Source organism: Sphingobium salicis subsp. salicis, from assembly GCF_049472635.1.
GTDB lineage: Bacteria > Pseudomonadota > Alphaproteobacteria > Sphingomonadales > Sphingomonadaceae > Sphingobium > Sphingobium yanoikuyae_A.
In genome coordinates this window covers 3535110-3551225 of record NZ_JAYRCS010000001.1, presented here as the reverse complement: position 1 = coordinate 3551225, position 16116 = coordinate 3535110, and the positions used below count along the sequence as shown (strand labels likewise).

Here is a 16116-nt window from a genome sequence, read left to right as displayed (position 1 = left end):
CAAGAGTTTCATGAACCGTGCTTGCGATCAACCGCAAAATTGCCTCGCTTCCCCTTAAAAAAGTTCGAGCTGGGCGGCGGGACGCCGCAACTGCGCGGACAGATCGACTCGGTCGGCCAACTGGACCGGGCGCCAGTCGGCGGCGATCAGGAAGGGGCGCAGCTTGACGATGGATGTGGTCAGGCGCGCGACATCCTCCAGCCGCAGCCGGCGATGGCGGCGACTGGCCAGGATGCGGTCGACCGCCTTCACCCCAAGGCCCGGCACCCGCAGCAGCATTTCGCGCGGCGCATGGTTGACGTCGACCGGGAAGCTGGCGCGATGCTGCAAGGCCCAGGCCAGCTTGGGATCGATGTCGAGCGGCAGGTAGCCACTGTCCCGGTCGGTCGCGGCGGCGACTTCGGCTGCGGAATAGCCATAGAAGCGCATCATCCAGTCCGACTGGTAGAGCCGATGTTCGCGCATCAGCGGCGGGCGCTTGAGCGGCAATACGCTGCTGGGCGAGGGGATGGGGGAGAAGGCGCTGTAATAGACGCGGCGCAGCCGATGCCGGTCATAGAGGCTGCTCGCCCGCTGGATGATGGCGCGATCGTCGGCGGCATCGGCGCCGACGATCATCTGGGTCGACTGGCCTGCCGGGGCAAAGCGCGGGGCGTGGCGATATTTGCGGCGGGCGTCGCCCATATCGTCCATCTGGCTGCGCATCTGCGCCATTGCCCCCTCGATCCGACGGCCATCCTTTTCCGGCGCCAGCCGCTTGAGGCCGGGTTCGGTCGGCAGCTCGACATTGATCGACAGCCGATCGGCATGGAGGCCGGCCTGACGCAGCAGCTCCGGATCGGCGTCGGGAATGGTCTTCAGATGGATATAGCCGCGAAAATCATGATCCTCGCGCAGGCTGCGGGCGACCTCGACCATCTGCTCCATCGTATAGTCGGACGAGCGGATGATGCCGGAGGAGAGGAATAGTCCCTCGATATAGTTGCGGCGATAGAAGCTGAGCGTGAGGTCGACCACTTCGCGCGCGGAGAAGCGGGCGCGGCGGACATCGCTCGACCGGCGGTTGATGCAATAATGGCAGTCGAAGATGCAGCTGTTGGTCAGCAGGATTTTCAGCAGCGAGATGCAGCGGCCGTCGGGCGCATAGGCATGGCAAATGCCCATGCCTTCGGTCGAGCCTATCCCCTTGCCATCGCGCGAATCCCGCTTGGTCGTGCCGGACGAGGCGCAGGAGGCATCATATTTGGCGGCGTCGGCAAGGATTTCGAGCTTTTCACGGGTGGACAGGGCGGACATGTGTTCATGTTACGTTCCCGATGCCGCCTTGTCCATAATCCAGATCAGGCCGGCTCCTCGTCCAGCACCTGGCGCACCTTGCCGGCGAGCTGGTCCATGGTGAAGGGCTTGGCGAGGAAGGCGACGCCGGGATCGAGCATGCCGTTATGGACGATGGCGTTGCGGGTATAGCCGGTGGTGTAGAGGACGCGCAGCTCCGGCCGGTCGGCACGGGCGCGGTCGGCCAGGATGCGGCCGTTGATGCCGGGCATGACGATGTCGGTGAAGAGCAGGTCGACCCGCGGTTCGATCGCCAGCATCGCCAGCGCCTGTTCGCCATCGGCCGCCTGGACGATGGTGTAGCCCAGTTCGCGCAGGGAATCGACCGACATGTGGCGCACCCGGTCCTCATCCTCGACCACCAGGATGATCTCGTCCCCCTGGGCACGGGGCAGGTCGAGGGCGATGGCGGGCGCCACCGGATCGGCGACCGGCACGCCATAATGGCGGGGCAGATAGATCTTGATCGTGCTGCCCTGACCGGGTTCGGAATAGATTTTCACATGACCGTGCGACTGGCGGACGAAGCCGAACACCTGGCTGAGGCCCAGGCCCGTGCCCTTGCCCACGCCCTTGGTGGTGAAGAAGGGGTCGAAGGCGCGCTCGACCACGTCGGGCGTCATGCCGGTGCCGCTGTCGGTGACCGACACTAGCACATATTGGCCGGGGATCACCTCCGCATGGGCGGCGGCATAGGCATCGTCGAGATAGGCATTGCCGGTTTCGACCGTCAGCCGGCCACCATCGGGCATGGCGTCGCGGCCATTGACGCACAGGTTCAGGATCGCCGCTTCCAGCTGGCCGGGATCGATGCTGGCCCGCCACAGGCCGCCGGCCAGCACGCTTTCCACCCGCACCCGCTCGCCGATCGTCCGGCGCAGCATGTCCGACATGCCGCCCACCAGCTTGTTCACGTCGGTCGATTGCGGCGCCAGCGGCTGCTGGCGCGAGAAGGCGAGCAGCCGCGCGGTCAGTTGCGCGGCGCGCTGCGCCCCCTCGGTCGCATTGTCGAGGCCGTTGCTGATGCGCCGATCGATATCGGCGGGCAGGCGGCGCCGCGCCATGTCGAGCGAGCCGATGACGACCGCGAGCATATTGTTGAAGTCATGGGCGATGCCGCCGGTCAGCTGGCCGATCGATTCCATCTTCTGCAACTGGCGGACCTGCGCCTCCATCGCCGTGCGCTGTTCCGCTTCGCTGACCAGCCGGTCATTGGCGTCGGCGAGTGCGCGCTTGGCGGCGATCGCCTCCACCATGCGGCGGCGGGCGTTGCGCAGCGCCAGCAGGCCCAGGATGATGACCAGTGCGCCGCTGATCGCCAGGCTGGCCGTCACCATGGTGGTCAGGCGGTTGGCCTCGACACTGCGCAGGCGCAGCAGTTGCTCCTCGCGCGCCTTCATCCCGGCGATATGGGCGTGAATCGTCGCCATCGCCATCAGGCCGGGGGCGAAGGCGTTGGGATCGACCGGGCGGTTGCGCCGTCGCAGTTCGATGCCGCCCTCCAGCAGGGTCAGCCGCTGGCCGAGCATCCGGCCCAGCGCATCGACGGCCGCAGCCTGGTCCGCATTGTCCTGCACATCATCGCGCAATTGCGCGATCTCGCGCGGCCAGTCCGCCTTGAACGTGTCGAACGGCCCCAGGAAAGGATCCTGCCGGGTCAGCATATAGCCGCGCTGGGCGCTTTCGGCGGCCTGCACCCGCGACAGGATCACCGACAGGCGGTTTTCGACACGCAGCGTATGATTGACCCAGCCGATTTCGGCTTGCTGGCTGCGGTAGAGCCAGATGGTGCCGCTCACCGCAACGACGACGGTGGCAAGCGCGAGCAGCAGAACGACGATGGATCGTTCGGGGCGGAGCGCATTCATCTGGTCTTAATGGGCAATTAACAACGGTGGGGCAACCCGATTGTGTCTGTCATGCGACGGGTCGTTGCGGTTATGTCCGGGCACTTCGTTGAACCGGTCGGCAGATAGGGGGCGGGATGATGGACAGACGCGATTTTCTGGCGCGGGGCCTGGGCGGGCTGGGTGCCTTGTCGCTGGCGGCGGGGGCTGATGCAGCCACTCTGTTCGATCCGCTGGCCGGGCTGGAGCCGATCCGCGCCACGCCCGACCGCATCTTCCGCATCACCGTCTGCCTGCGGCCCTTCCGCGCCGCCGGGCCGCGCATCGCTGTGGAAGAGGTGGGGCGCAAGCGGGTCGTCCATCATTATGGCCATGGCGGCAGCGGCTGGTCGCTGTCCTGGGGATCGGCCGAGGTTGCGGTCGGCATGGCGCTGGCCGAGGGGATGACGGATATTGCCGTGATCGGCGCCGGCGCGATCGGCCTCACCACTGCGCTCACCGCCCAGCGCGCCGGGGCGAAGGTGACCATCTATGCCAAGGAGCAATTTCCCGATGTGCGGTCGGCGCGGGCGACCGGCACCTGGTCGCCCGATTCACGGATCGCGATGGAGGGCGGCGTCGATACCGGCTTTGGCGATCGCTGGGAGGCGATGGCGCGGCGCTCCTTCGCTTTCTATCAGGGGCTGCTCGGCCTGCCGGGCGATCCGGTGGAATGGACCGACCGTTATATGTTGTCGGACGGTCCGACCGTGGCGCCCGCCGTCGAGAGGGTGACGCCGGAGCGGCCCGATCGCTTCATCCGGCTGGAGGAGCGGCTGCATGACATCATGCCGCGATCGATCGAGCTGGCGCCGGGCACCCATCCCTTCCGCACCGAGCGGGCCCGGCGCAGCAGTTCGCTGACCTTCAATGTCGCCGATCTCGCCCATCAGCTGACCACCGATTTCCTGATCGGCGGCGGCCGGATCGTGCCGATGGAGTTGCACGAACCCCAGGACGTGACGCGGCTGAAGCAGAAGACGGTCATCAACTGCACCGGCTATGGCGCGCGGGCCTTGTGGCGGGACGAGAGCATCGTGCCGGTGCGCGGCCAGATCGCCTGGCTGATCCCGCAGGCGGGCGCGACCTATGGTGTCTATCATGACAAGCTGGCGATGCTGGCGCGGCGCGACGGCATCGTGGTGCAGGAGGTCGGGGAGGACGACTGGTTCGGCTATGGCGACGCCAACGAAGCCCCCGATCGCGAAGCTGCCGAGGCATCGGTGCGCAAGCTGGCCGGTTTCTGGAAATAGCGCGGCGCCATCCAGCCCCGCCCTCGCCCGTCAGGCGAAGACCAGCGACTGGTGCGCGCCGACCCCGGCCTTGACCCCGGATGCGGATGCAAAGGTCGCATTGTGCATGGGGGAGGTGGCGTCGCCGGCCGCATAGACGCCGGGCACCGAGGTCAGGCCCCAGGCGTCGATGCTGATGAAGGGGCCGGTCGGGCCATCCTCCAGCGCGCAGCCGAGCTGGACCGCGACATCGCTGCTGAGCCGCGTTCTCGGGGCGGTGAAGAGGGCCGACACTTCGATCGTCCGGCCGTCGGCCAGTTGCACGGCGCTCAGCGCGGGCGCATCGCCGATCAGCGCGACGACGGGCACCCGCTCGATCGCGACGCCGCGCGCTTCCAGCCGGGCGCGTTCGGCATCGTCCGGCTCATATTGGCCCTGGGTGAAATAGGTGGATGGCCCCCAATCGGGGATCAGCGCGGCCTGATGCGCGGACATCGGGTGGTTGGCGATGATGCCGAGCGGATGGTCGCGCACTTCATAGCCATGGCAATAGGGGCAGTGCAGCACGGTCTCGCCCCAGCGTTCGGCCATGCCGGGGATCGGCGGTAGCTCGTCGCTCACGCCGGTCGCCAATATCAGCCGCCGGGCCAGCCGGGTTTCGCCGCTGGCCAGGGTCAGGGCGAAGCCGTCGCTGGTCTTGATGGCATGGCGCACTTCGCCGGCCAGCATCCGGGCGGTGGGATAGGCAAGCAACTGGCGTTCGGCATCGCGGATGATGGCGCGGGGCGTGCGGCCATCCTGCCCCAGGAAACCATGGGCGGCGTCGGCAAAGCGGTTCCGCGGCAGGCCGGCATCGATCAGCAGCACATCCTGCCGCGCGCGGGCGAGCTGCATCGCCGCCGACTGGCCGGCAAAGCTGCCGCCGATCACGATCACGTCATGCATGGGTCTTCCTTTCAATGGCTGCGTTGAATCACGATACTTGATAAGTTACATAATCCGGTCAGCCTGATTTGCAACAATTGATGTTGCGTGATAGGCGGGCAGGAAAGGAGACGCCTGCGATGCAGCTGGATGCGCGCCTGTCGAGAATGCTGCATATCCTGATCCATATGGATCGGTTGGATGGCCCGATGACGTCGGAGCTGGCGGCGCAGATGCTGCGCACCAATCCGGTGGTGGTGCGGCGAACCATGGCTGGCCTGCGCGACGCGGGCTATGTGCGATCGGAAAAGGGGCATGGCGGCGGCTGGACCCTGGCCCGTCCGCTCGACGCGATCCGCATCCTCGACATTTATCGCGCGGTGGGTGAGCCGCGCATCTTCTCGATCGGGCCTGCCGACCCCAATCCGCAATGCCTGGTCGAACAGGCGGTCAACGCCTCCATGGCGGCAGCGATGCAGGAGGCAGAGGCGATGCTGATCGCCCGGCTGGGGCAGGTGACGCTGGCGCAGATCGCGGCGGATTTCGACCAGCGTTATGCCGCGCTGCTGGCGACCGGGGCGATCGAGCCGCTGACCGGCCATTGAGCCAAGCGGCTTGCCAACCGCCTGTGGCGCGGCCATCAGGCGGGGTATGCAATGGCAATTCTGGATCGACCGCGGCGGCACCTTTACCGACGTGGTGGCACGCGACCCGCAAGGGGTTCTTAACACCGCCAAGCTGCTGTCGAGCGACCCCGAGCGCTATGCCGACGCGGCGGTCGAGGCGATCCGGCGGCTGACCGGCGCGGGCGCCGGGCCGATCCCGCCTTGCACGTTGCGGATCGGCACGACCATCGCCACCAATGCGCTGCTGGAGCGCAAGGGCGAGCCGGTGCTGCTGGCGATTACGAAGGGTTTCCGCGACGCGATCCGCATCGGCTATCAGGACCGGCCGGACCTGTTCGCGCGGCGGATCGACCTGCCGCCGCCGCTCCATGCCGATGTCGTGGAGATGGACGAGCGGCTGATGCAGGATGGCACCATCCTGACGCCGCTGGACGAGGTCGCGGCGCAGGCGGCGCTGCAGCGCGGCTATGATGCCGGGCTGCGCGCGGTCGCGATCGTGCTGATGCATGGCTATCGCTATCCCGCCCATGAGCAGGCGCTGGCGCGGATCGCCCGGCAGATCGGCTTCACCCAGATTTCGGTCAGCCATGAGGTCGCGCCGCTCATAAAGCTGGTCGGGCGGGGCGACACGGTGCTGGCCGACGCCTATCTCTCGCCGGTGCTGCGCGCCTATGTCGACGGGCTGGGCGAGGCGCTGGGCGAGGACGCCGACATGCTGTTCATGCAGTCCAATGGCGGGCTGACGCGCGGCGACCTGTTCCGCGGCAAGGATGCGGTATTGTCCGGCCCGGCCGGCGGCATCGTCGGCCTGGCCCGCACCGCCGAGCAGGCGGGCTTTGGCGAGGTGATCGGTTTCGACATGGGCGGCACGTCGACCGACGTGTCCCATTATGCCGGCAGCTATGAACGCGACAATGAGGCGCGGGTGGCGGGCGTGCGGCTGCGCGCGCCGATGATGCGCATTCACACCATCGCGGCGGGCGGCGGCTCCATCTGTTCGGTGGTCGACGGGCGCTTTCGCGTCGGCCCGGAATCGGCTGGCGCGGTGCCGGGGCCGGCCTGCTACCGGCGCGGCGGACCGCTGACCATTACCGACTGCAATGTCATGCTGGGCAAGGTGCAGCCCGATTTCTTCCCCAGCCTGTTCGGCCCCAATGGCGACCAGCCGCTGGACCGGGACGCGGTCGCGGCGCGCTTTGCCGACATCTGTGCGCAGGTGGAGGCGCAGACCGGCCGGGTGATGACCGCGCAGGAGGCTGCGCAGGGCTTCATCGCCGTCGCCGTCGCCAGCATGGCCAATGCGATCAAGCGCATATCGGTCGCGCGCGGCCATGATGTTGCGCGCTATACGCTGGCCAGCTTTGGCGGGGCGGGCGGGCAGCATGCCTGTCTGGTCGCCGACGCGCTGGGCATGGACCGGGTGATGATCCATCCGCTGGGCGGCGTCCTGTCCGCTTATGGCATGGGTCTGGCCGACCGGCGCGCTGTGCGCGAGCGGACGCTGGCGCTGCCGCTCGACGATGCGGGCAATGATGCGCTGACGGCGGCGATCGCAGAGCTGGCGGAGCAGGCGCGTGCCGACCTGCCGGAGGCGGAGCGGAGCGAGACGGTGCTGCGGCTGCGCTATGATGGCACCGACAGCCTGTTCGACGTGATGCTGGGCGATCGGGCGGCGATGCTGGCCGATTTCGAGGCGCAATATCAGGCGCGCTTCGGCTATGGCGGGACCGGCACCATATTGGTCGACATGGTGCGGGTCGAGGCGATCGCGCCGACCGCCGAGGATATGGGCAAGGTGGCGACCATCGCGACGCAGCCGGCCGCACCGCTGGCGCAGGTGATGCTGGCAGGCGCGCAGGCACCGGTGTTCGACCGGGCGGGACTGGCGCTGGACAGCGTCGTCGATGGCCCGGCACTGATCAGCGACCCGGTGTCGACCACGGTGGTCGAGCCGGGCTGGCGCGCGCGGCTCGACGCGATCGGCAATCTGGTGCTGACCCGTCATGCGCCGCGCCCGGCGCCCGCCGCCGATGACGGCACCGCCGTCGATCCGGTCCGGCTGGAGGTGATGGGCGGCCTGTTCATGGCGATCGCCGAGGAAATGGGCGCCGCGCTCCAGCACAGCGCTTCCTCGGTCAATATTCGCGAGCGGCTGGATTTCTCCTGCGCCCTGTTCGACGCGGCCGGCAATCTGGTCGCCAATGCGCCGCACATGCCGGTTCACCTCGGCAGCATGGGGGAAAGCATCCGCGCGGTCATGCGCCGGCGCGGGATCGGCGCCGATGGCCGGGCGATTGACGGGCGCGGCATGCTGCCGGGCGACGTCTATGCGCTCAACGCGCCCTATGATGGCGGCACCCACCTGCCCGACGTGACGGTGGTGATGCCGGTGTTCGTCGACGGGGCGGCGCACGCGCCCGCCTTCTATGTCGCGGCGCGCGGCCATCATGCCGATATTGGCGGTATCTCGCCCGGCTCCATGCCGCCCGACAGCCGCAGCATTGAGGAAGAGGGCATCGTCCTCGATAATGTGCTGGTGGTGGATCAGGGTCGCTTTCTGGAGGGCGATCTACGGACGCTGCTCGCCTCGGGCCGCTGGCCCTCGCGCAATGTCGACCAGAATATCGCTGATCTGTCCGCCCAGATCGCCGCCTGCGCCAAGGGCGCGGCCGAGCTGCAGCGGATCAGCGGCGATTATGGCGCCGATGTCGTGGCCGCCTATATGGGCCATGTGCAGGATCAGGCCGAGGCGGCAGTGCGCCGGCTGATCGATCGCCTGTCCGACGGGCACTATCGCTATGCGATGGATAATGGCGCGGCGGTGGTCGTCAACGTGACGATCGACCGGGCGGCGCGCGGCGCGACGGTGGATTTCACCGGCACGTCGGACCAGTTGCCGGGCAATTTCAACGCGCCTTTGTCGGTCGCGCGTGCGGCCCTGCTCTATGTCGTGCGGACGCTGGTGGACGAGGCCGTGCCGATGAATGACGGCTGCCTCAAGCCCATGACTTTGGTGGTGCCAGAGGGATCGCTGCTGCGGCCGCTTTATCCCGCGGCGGTGGTCGCCGGCAATGTCGAGACCAGCCAGGTCGTCACCGACGCCTTGTTCGGCGCGCTGGGCGTGATGGCGGGCGCGCAGGGGACGATGAACAATTTCACCTTCGGCAATGCGCGCCACCAATATTATGAGACGATCTCGGGCGGATCGGGCGCCGGGCCGGATTTCGACGGCGCCGATGTGGTGCAGACCCACATGACCAACAGCCGCCTTACCGACCCCGAAATATTGGAAAGCCGATTCCCGGTACTGCTGGAGGAATTTTCCATCCGGCCCGGATCGGGCGGCGCGGGCGCGCATCATGGCGGCAATGGCGGGCTGCGCCGCATCCGCTTCCTGGAGGATATGACCGCCGGCATCCTGGCCAACCGGCGCAGCGTGCCGCCGTTCGGGCTGGAGGGCGGCGCGCCCGGCGGCCTCGGGCGCAACTGGGTCGAGCGTGGCGATGGCCGGATCGAGATGCTGGGCGCGACCGGATCGGCCGACATGGCGCCGGGCGACGTCTTCGTGATCGAGACGCCCGGTGGTGGGGGATTCGGCAAAGGCTGATCCGCCTCCGTCCGCGCGGCGCGAACAGAGGTCGGGAGGCGGGGCGCTAGTCCCGCCAGCTCCTGTCGGTGCGGTCGATCAGGCGGACCATCGCCTGGAAATCCGGCACGCCGACGCCGACCGGCAATTGCACGCCGGCAAGATCGCGCTGATGCACGGCGATGACATCGGCGGGGATCTCCACCGGCGTGCCGGCGGCGCAGGCCGCGACCTGGATCTCGCAGGCACGCTGGAGCATCCATTGCATCAGGAAGGCTTCGGGCAGGGTCTTGGCCATCACCAGCGTGCCATGGTTGCGCAGCATCATGATTCGCCGCGCGCCCAGATTGGCGATCAGCCTTTCCCCTTCCTCCGGCCGGATCGTGACGCCTTCAAATTCATGATAGGCGATCCGCCCGGCAAAGGCGGCGGCGTAGAAATTGATCGGCCGCAGCCCTTCCTGCGTGGCGCTGACGGCCATGCCCGCCGTGGTATGGGTGTGGATGATGCAATGGGCGTCGGCCAGATGGCGGTGGAACACGCTATGCTGGGTGAAACCGGCGCGATTGACCGGATAGGGGCTGCCGTCCAGCACATGGCCGTCAATGTCGATCTTGACCAGGTTGGACGCCGTCACCTCGCTGTAGAGCAGGCCGAACGGGTTGATGAGGAAGGCGTTTTCCTCATCGGGCACGCGCAGGGTGATATGATTGTAGATCAGTTCCGACCAGCCCAAATGGTCGAAGATGCGGTAGCAGGCGGCGAGCTGCTGGCGCGCCTCCCATTCGGCAGGCGACATGTCGGGCTGTCTGGCGGCACTTGCCATGGCCATCCTCCTTTATATTATGGATGCCACTATCCTCCGCTCGACGCATTCTGTCGAGGGAAAGGGCGTGAAAGCCCTGCAGGGGTTGAATTTGCCCGACTCTGCTGGTAGGGCGCGCCCCACATGCCTCAGGGTGACCTGTGGCGACTCACGGATTTTTATATTCGGTCGGCCCGTCGGGAGGGTTTCATTCCTGGCGATCCGCCCGTTTTCGATTGGAGATTGACGGACTTATGCAGATCATCGTTCGCGACAACAATGTCGACCAGGCCCTCCGCGCGCTCAAGAAGAAGCTGCAGCGTGAAGGCGTGTATCGCGAAATGAAGCTGCGTCGTCACTACGAGAAGCCCTCGGAAAAGCGTGCGCGCGAAAAGGCGGCTGCTGTCCGCCGCGCCCGCAAGCTGGAGCGCAAGCGCGCCGAGCGCGACGGCGTCCGTTAAGGACTGCCGATATCAGGACGGCCGGTTCGCGGTCGTCCTGACTCTTTGCTGATTTCCCGTTCTTCATTGCGAGGCGTTCGCCCATGTCCACGACGGCTGTCCCCCTTCGTCCTATCGCCAAGGGGTCGCTGACGCGACTCTGGATCGGTGTCGCCGCGATCGCGCTGGCGGCCGGTGGTCTGGCCTGGGCAGGGCAGCAGGGCGTGGAAGCATCGCCTGCCGCCTTCCTGACGCAGAACGCCCATGCCAAGGGCGTGGTCACGACCGAGTCGGGCCTGCAGTACCAGGTGCTGGAAGAAGGCAGCGGGCCGAGCCCGACGACCGCCGACGTTGCGCTGGTGGGCTATAAGGGCACGCTGCTCGACGGCACCGTGTTCGACGAGAATCCGCAGACGCCGATGCCGGTCGATGGCGTGGTGCCAGGCTTCTCCGAAGGCCTGCAGAAGATGAAGAAGGGTGGCAAGTATCGCCTGTGGATCCCGCCGCAGCTTGGCTATGGCGAACAGGCCGCCGGCCCGATCCCGGCCAATTCGGTGCTGGTGTTCGATGTCCAGCTGCACGACTTCAAGTCGCGCGCGGAAATCATGCAGATGCAGCAGCGGATGCAGCAGATGCAGGGTGGCATGCCGCAGGGCGCCGTTCCGCAGGGCGTGCCGGGCAACTGATCCGATCGATCCGAGAGTAGAGAAGGGCCCGGTTTCCGGGCCCTTTTTCTTTGGTGGTCAGAGGGCTGTCTGAAAATGCGCGAAAGGGCGCATTTTTGATGCGGCACCGGCCCACACCCCCACCCGACCACCGGTGCGGATGCGCCAGAGGCGCAGTCCGGACAAATGCTCAGAGGCTCGCCTGATCGCCGGACGCCGATGGCGGGAAGGCGAGGCCTTCGGCGCTGCCAATCTTTTCCTCGCCGGTGAACAGGCGGTCGAGTCGCGCCTTCACGTCGCGCCGATATTCGACGCAGGACACCGAACGCGGCGCGCCGATGTCGATATCGTCGGCGATCGCCGACTTGATCCGTTCCAGCGCGTCATTGTCGAGGATGCCGGCCCGATGCAGTTCCCGGCAGAGCTGGACCATGCCGGCGGCGGTTGCCTGGGCCCGCATGCCAACATTGGTCAATTCGAAATGCAGCTTCTTCTGCTGCTCCATTGCCACGGTCATGCCATTCTCTCCTTTCGCTTTAGGATAGAAGCGCAGGAGCAATCGTTACGTTCCGGGACGCATTCGTCAATCGCCGTTTTTATCGTCGCTTTTCAGGATGGTCTGTCCTGCCAGAGCCTTGGACCGTTCCTCCAGATAGACCTTGATCATGGCGACGATCGGATCGGCCAGGAACAGGCCGAGGATACCGAACAGCGCACCGAGCAGGATCTGCGCCGCCAGCACCAGCGCGGGGGCCAGGTCGGTTGCGCGCTTGGCCACCATCGGCACGATCAGATAGCCGTCGATGATCTGCACCGCCATATAGACGCCAAAGGCATAAAGGCCGGTATGGGTGCCGCCGGAAAAGCCGACGAGGACGATCAGCACGCCCGAGATGATCGCGCCGATATTGGGCAGGAAGGCGAGCAGGCCGGTGAGGATGCCGAGCAGGCCCGCCATCGGCACGCCGCCGGCCCAGAGCAGCAGCCATACGCCCACGCCCTCCACCGCCATGCCGATCAACCGGCCGAACATCAGGCGGCGCAGGGTGAAGGCCATCTTGTCGGCGACCGTGTAGAAATGGGCGCGCTTGTCCATTGGCAGCATCCAGGCGACGCCACGCTCGTACAGCTTGGGTTCGACCGCGATGAAGATGGCCAGCACCAGCATCATGACGCCGCTGGTGATCGCGCCGACGGCGGTGCCGACGGCGGCGGTGACCCGGCCCATGGAACTCATCGCCTGCTGGGCCAGGCCCTTGAGGTCTTCGGGCGTGGTGGTGATGCCCAGCTGCTGCATCCAGCCGCCGACCCGTTCCACCTGCGCCTCGACGATGGTGCGCATCGCCTGCGCCTGGGCGGCCAGGCTGGAGCCGGTGAGGTAGAAAGTATAGGCGAGGAAGGCGACGACGGCGAGCAGGACGATCGTCAGGCGCCAGCCCCGGCCGATCGGCAGCACCCGGCCAAGCAGGCGGGTGCCGCCATCCATCATGGTGGTAAAGACCAGCGCGCCCAGGATCAGCATGATCGGCTGGGCCAGCAGCACGATCAGCGCGATGCCGATCGCCATCGCGAACCAGACGCCCGCCCGCTTGATCTCATGCTGGACCAGCGGGCTGCGCAATTCGCTGGGGCCGGGTTGCTCGATATGCTGCTGCGCGTCGCTCAAACCCGGAACCCCCAATTAGCTGTCGTGAACTATTTCGCTCCGGTAACGCTCTGGGGGCGCAGGCTGTTCCCGGCGCGGCCGCCACGGAAGGCATGGAGCCAGCTGATCGGATTCCAGCTCGAATCGCCGTCCAGGCTGAAGGTGATGAATTCGGCGCGGCCGCCGATCGCTTCCCACGGCACCGGGCCGCCCAGCCCATTTTCTTCCAGCGGTGCGCGGCTGTCGGCGCTGTTGTCGCGATTGTCGCCCATCAGGAAGACATGGTCGGCGGGCACACGGACCGGGCCATACCAGTCGAGCGCGCTCGGCCCCATGTCGATCGTGACATAGGTCTTGCCGTTGGGCAGCACTTCCTGCCGCACCGGCAGTTCGCACCAACTCTTGCCCGCCTTGTCGGTCACCAGCGCGCCGGGGAACTGCATCGGCGGGCAGGGGGCATTGCCGTCGACCGCTATGCGCAGGGGCTTGAGCACCTTCTGCGGCACCGGCACGCCGTTCAGGATCACCTGACCGCCGCGCACCTCGACAATGTCGCCGGGCAGGCCGATGACCCGCTTGATATAATCCTCGCGCCGGTTCTGGGGCGAGACGATGACGATGTCGCCACGCTCGGGCAGATGGCCCAGGATGCGCCCTTTCAGGAAGGGCAGCGGATGGAAGCTGGGGCTGACATAGGACCAGCCATAGGGGAATTTGCTGACCACCAGCCGGTCGCCCTTCAGCAGCACCGGCATCATCGATTCCGACGGGATGTAGAAGGGCTTGGCGACGAAGCTGTGGAAGGCCAGCACGGCGAGGATGAGCAGCACGATGCTCTTCACCTCATGCCACCAATTCACCCCGCTGTTGCCGGCCCCGCTGTTGTCTGCCTCCTGGTCGTCGGCTGCCGTTTCGGGCGCGGCGGGGGGCAGGGGGTCGGTTTGGGTCATGTCGACTGCCGTCATGGAAGGGCTATGCTCGGATGGGGAGGGCGGCCCGCTCAAAGCGGCAGCGCCTCGATGATGACGAAGGCCTGCGCCCATGGATGATCGTCCGTGAGCGTCAGGTGAATGACCGGCTTGTAGCCCGCCGGCACCATCGATGCCAGCCGCTGTGCCGCGCCGCCGGTCAGCGCCAGCGTGGGCGCGCCGCTGGGCGCGTTGACGACGCCGATATCCTTCATGAAGACCCCGGCCTTGAAGCCGGTGCCGACCGCCTTGGAAAAGGCCTCCTTGGCGGCGAAGCGCTTGGCCAGCGTGCCGGCTTTGGTAAACGGCCGGCGTTCCGCCTTGGCCTGTTCGACATCGGTGAAGACGCGCTGGACGAACCGGTCCCCGAAGCGGTCGAGCGAATTCTGGATCCGCTCGATATTGCAGAGGTCGGAGCCGAGGCCGATGATCATGCGGCAGTCACCGCGCCAGGTCCATCTGGCGCCGCATTTCGCGGATGCTGGCTTCCAGCCCGCCGAAGATCGCCTCGCCGATCAGGAAATGACCGATATTGAGTTCGGCGATCTGCGGGATGGCGGCGATCGGCGCGACATTGTCGAAGGTGAGGCCATGGCCGGCATGCGGCTCGATGCCGTTCTTGGCGGCGAGCGCGGCGGCGTCGGCAATGCGGCGCAGCTCGACCGCGCGGGCCTCGCCGGTCAGATGGGCATAGGCGCCGGTGTGAAATTCGACCACGGGCGCGCCGAGTTGGATCGCTGCCTCGATCTGGGCGGCGTCGGCCTCGATGAACAGGCTGACGCGGATGCCGGCCTCGGTGAGTGCGGCGACGATCGGGCGCAGCACCGCGATCTGGCCGGCGGCGTCCAGGCCGCCCTCGGTCGTGCGCTCCTCGCGCTTTTCCGGCACGATGCATGCGGCATGCGGCTTGTGCTTGAGGGCGATGCCCAGCATTTCCTGCGTCGCCGCCATTTCCAGGTTCAGCGGCACGTCGAGCGCCGCCATCAGCATCGCGATATCCTCGTCGCGGATATGGCGGCGATCCTCGCGCAGATGCGCGGTGATGCCGTTGGCGCCGGCTTTCACCGCCAGCAGCGCGGCCTTGACCGGATCGGGATGTTCGCCGCCCCGCGCGTTGCGGATCGTCGCCACATGGTCGATATTGACCCCCAGGCGCAGCGGAACGGCGGCCATCTTACTGCTTCCGGCTGCCGGGCTTGATCGCCGGCACCGCTTCCAGTTCGGGCGGCAGCTGATCGGCGTCATAGACCGGGAAATTGATGCTCACGAGCGGGTAGAAGGGGACGCCCAAGTCCACTTCGCCGGCCGAACGATCGACCAGCGCCACTTCGGCGACGACGATGCCGCCTTCGCGCTCGACCGCTTCGATCGCCTGGCGCGAGGACAGGCCGGTGGTGACGACGTCTTCCACCATCAGCACTTTCTGCCCCGGCGATATGGCAAAGCCGCGGCGCAGTTCGAACACGCCCTCGGGCCGTTCCAGGAACACCGCATCCTTGTCGAGCGCGCGGCCGACTTCATGGCCGATGATCAGGCCGCCCATGGCGGGCGACACGACCAGGTCGATCTCCTGGCGCAGCTCGCGCGGCAGCTGCTGCACGGTGGCGCGGGCCAGCTTGCCGGCGCGTTCGGCATTCATCAGCACGCGGGCGCACTGCAGGTAATTGGCGCTGCGGCGGCCCGACGACAGGATGAAATGTCCTTCGAGCAGCGCACCTGCTGCCCGGAATTCTGCCAATACTTCTTCGTCGGTCATTCCGCCCTGTTCCACTATTCCGTTGCGGGAGGTCGCGCAAAAACGGCGCCCGGCCCGCCCATATCGCACGGGCATGACATGCCCATGATCGCGCACCTGTGCGCGAGGTGCGAGATAGGCGGGAGCGGGAGGCGTTGCAACAGCGAAGAAAATCTGGTCCACACTGACTTGAGGCAGAAAAATTCGTTGCCTATAAGCCGCCACATAGACCGAACGGGCGGGCACGACGCGAAAGTGGACGTTCCCGT

The 16116-nt window shown here is 66.8% G+C and carries 15 protein-coding genes; 5 read left to right on the top strand and 10 right to left on the bottom strand.

What is annotated here, in order from left to right; genetic code table 11:
- Window positions 1–54: 54 nt before the first annotated feature.
- Window positions 55–1296: a putative DNA modification/repair radical SAM protein gene (locus VHN57_RS17075; RefSeq protein WP_278985635.1), complete on the bottom strand. Its 1242-nt coding sequence runs from the start codon at window positions 1294–1296 to the stop codon at window positions 55–57.
- Window positions 1297–1340: 44 nt separating this feature from the next.
- Window positions 1341–3203, bottom strand: coding sequence for a CHASE3 domain-containing protein (locus VHN57_RS17070; RefSeq protein ID WP_278985634.1), 1863 nt, complete (start codon window positions 3201–3203; stop codon window positions 1341–1343).
- Between the two features lie 116 nt (window positions 3204–3319).
- Here VHN57_RS17070 and VHN57_RS17065 point away from each other — a divergent pair, with 116 nt between their 5' ends.
- Window positions 3320–4474: an FAD-dependent oxidoreductase gene (locus VHN57_RS17065; protein ID WP_278985633.1), complete on the top strand. Its 1155-nt coding sequence runs from the start codon at window positions 3320–3322 to the stop codon at window positions 4472–4474.
- Window positions 4475–4504: 30 nt separating this feature from the next.
- On the opposite strand, the gene VHN57_RS17060 is transcribed toward VHN57_RS17065, so the two are convergent.
- The gene (locus VHN57_RS17060; RefSeq protein WP_169861944.1) at window positions 4505–5398 is read right to left on the bottom strand and encodes an NAD(P)/FAD-dependent oxidoreductase; all 894 of its coding nucleotides are present in this window, start codon (window positions 5396–5398) and stop codon (window positions 4505–4507) included.
- A gap of 119 nt (window positions 5399–5517) precedes the next feature.
- On the opposite strand from VHN57_RS17060, the gene VHN57_RS17055 reads away from it, so the two are divergent.
- Entirely contained in the window at window positions 5518–5982 is a 465-nt protein-coding gene (locus VHN57_RS17055; RefSeq protein WP_004208622.1) for an Rrf2 family transcriptional regulator, read from the top strand.
- A 46-nt stretch (window positions 5983–6028) separates the two neighbouring features.
- The gene (locus VHN57_RS17050; RefSeq protein ID WP_278985632.1) at window positions 6029–9610 is read left to right on the top strand and encodes a hydantoinase B/oxoprolinase family protein; all 3582 of its coding nucleotides are present in this window, start codon (window positions 6029–6031) and stop codon (window positions 9608–9610) included.
- Window positions 9611–9656: 46 nt separating this feature from the next.
- Here the strand turns inward: VHN57_RS17050 and VHN57_RS17045 are convergent, their stop codons facing one another.
- Window positions 9657–10415: a class II aldolase/adducin family protein gene (locus VHN57_RS17045; protein WP_278985631.1), complete on the bottom strand. Its 759-nt coding sequence runs from the start codon at window positions 10413–10415 to the stop codon at window positions 9657–9659.
- A 233-nt stretch (window positions 10416–10648) separates the two neighbouring features.
- Between VHN57_RS17045 and rpsU the strand changes: the two genes are divergently transcribed.
- Both rpsU and VHN57_RS17035 read left to right on the top strand, forming a co-directional pair.
- Entirely contained in the window at window positions 10649–10855 is a 207-nt protein-coding gene (rpsU, locus tag VHN57_RS17040; RefSeq protein WP_004208618.1) for a 30S ribosomal protein S21, read from the top strand.
- 83 nt (window positions 10856–10938) lie between these two features.
- On the top strand, window positions 10939–11520 hold the full coding sequence (locus VHN57_RS17035; RefSeq protein ID WP_004208617.1) for an FKBP-type peptidyl-prolyl cis-trans isomerase: 582 nt from the start codon (window positions 10939–10941) through the stop codon (window positions 11518–11520).
- 169 nt (window positions 11521–11689) lie between these two features.
- On the opposite strand, the gene VHN57_RS17030 is transcribed toward VHN57_RS17035, so the two are convergent.
- The 6 genes from VHN57_RS17030 to pyrE form a co-directional block, all read right to left on the bottom strand.
- Window positions 11690–12016 carry a hypothetical protein gene (locus tag VHN57_RS17030; RefSeq protein ID WP_159367201.1) on the bottom strand — a complete coding sequence of 109 codons (327 nt, stop codon included), beginning with the start codon at window positions 12014–12016 and terminating at the stop codon, window positions 11690–11692.
- Window positions 12017–12082: 66 nt separating this feature from the next.
- Complete coding sequence (locus VHN57_RS17025) at window positions 12083–13165, bottom strand: AI-2E family transporter (RefSeq protein ID WP_099231676.1); 1083 nt, start codon at window positions 13163–13165, stop codon at window positions 12083–12085.
- 29 nt (window positions 13166–13194) lie between these two features.
- On the bottom strand, window positions 13195–14109 hold the full coding sequence (gene lepB / locus VHN57_RS17020) for a signal peptidase I (RefSeq protein ID WP_278985630.1): 915 nt from the start codon (window positions 14107–14109) through the stop codon (window positions 13195–13197).
- Window positions 14110–14144: 35 nt separating this feature from the next.
- On the bottom strand, window positions 14145–14546 hold the full coding sequence (gene acpS / locus VHN57_RS17015; RefSeq protein ID WP_004208613.1) for a holo-ACP synthase: 402 nt from the start codon (window positions 14544–14546) through the stop codon (window positions 14145–14147).
- A 7-nt stretch (window positions 14547–14553) separates the two neighbouring features.
- The gene (locus tag VHN57_RS17010) at window positions 14554–15285 is read right to left on the bottom strand and encodes a pyridoxine 5'-phosphate synthase (RefSeq protein ID WP_099231678.1); all 732 of its coding nucleotides are present in this window, start codon (window positions 15283–15285) and stop codon (window positions 14554–14556) included.
- Window position 15286: 1 nt separating this feature from the next.
- Entirely contained in the window at window positions 15287–15868 is a 582-nt protein-coding gene (gene pyrE, locus VHN57_RS17005; RefSeq protein WP_004208611.1) for an orotate phosphoribosyltransferase, read from the bottom strand.
- Window positions 15869–16116 lie beyond the last annotated feature (248 nt).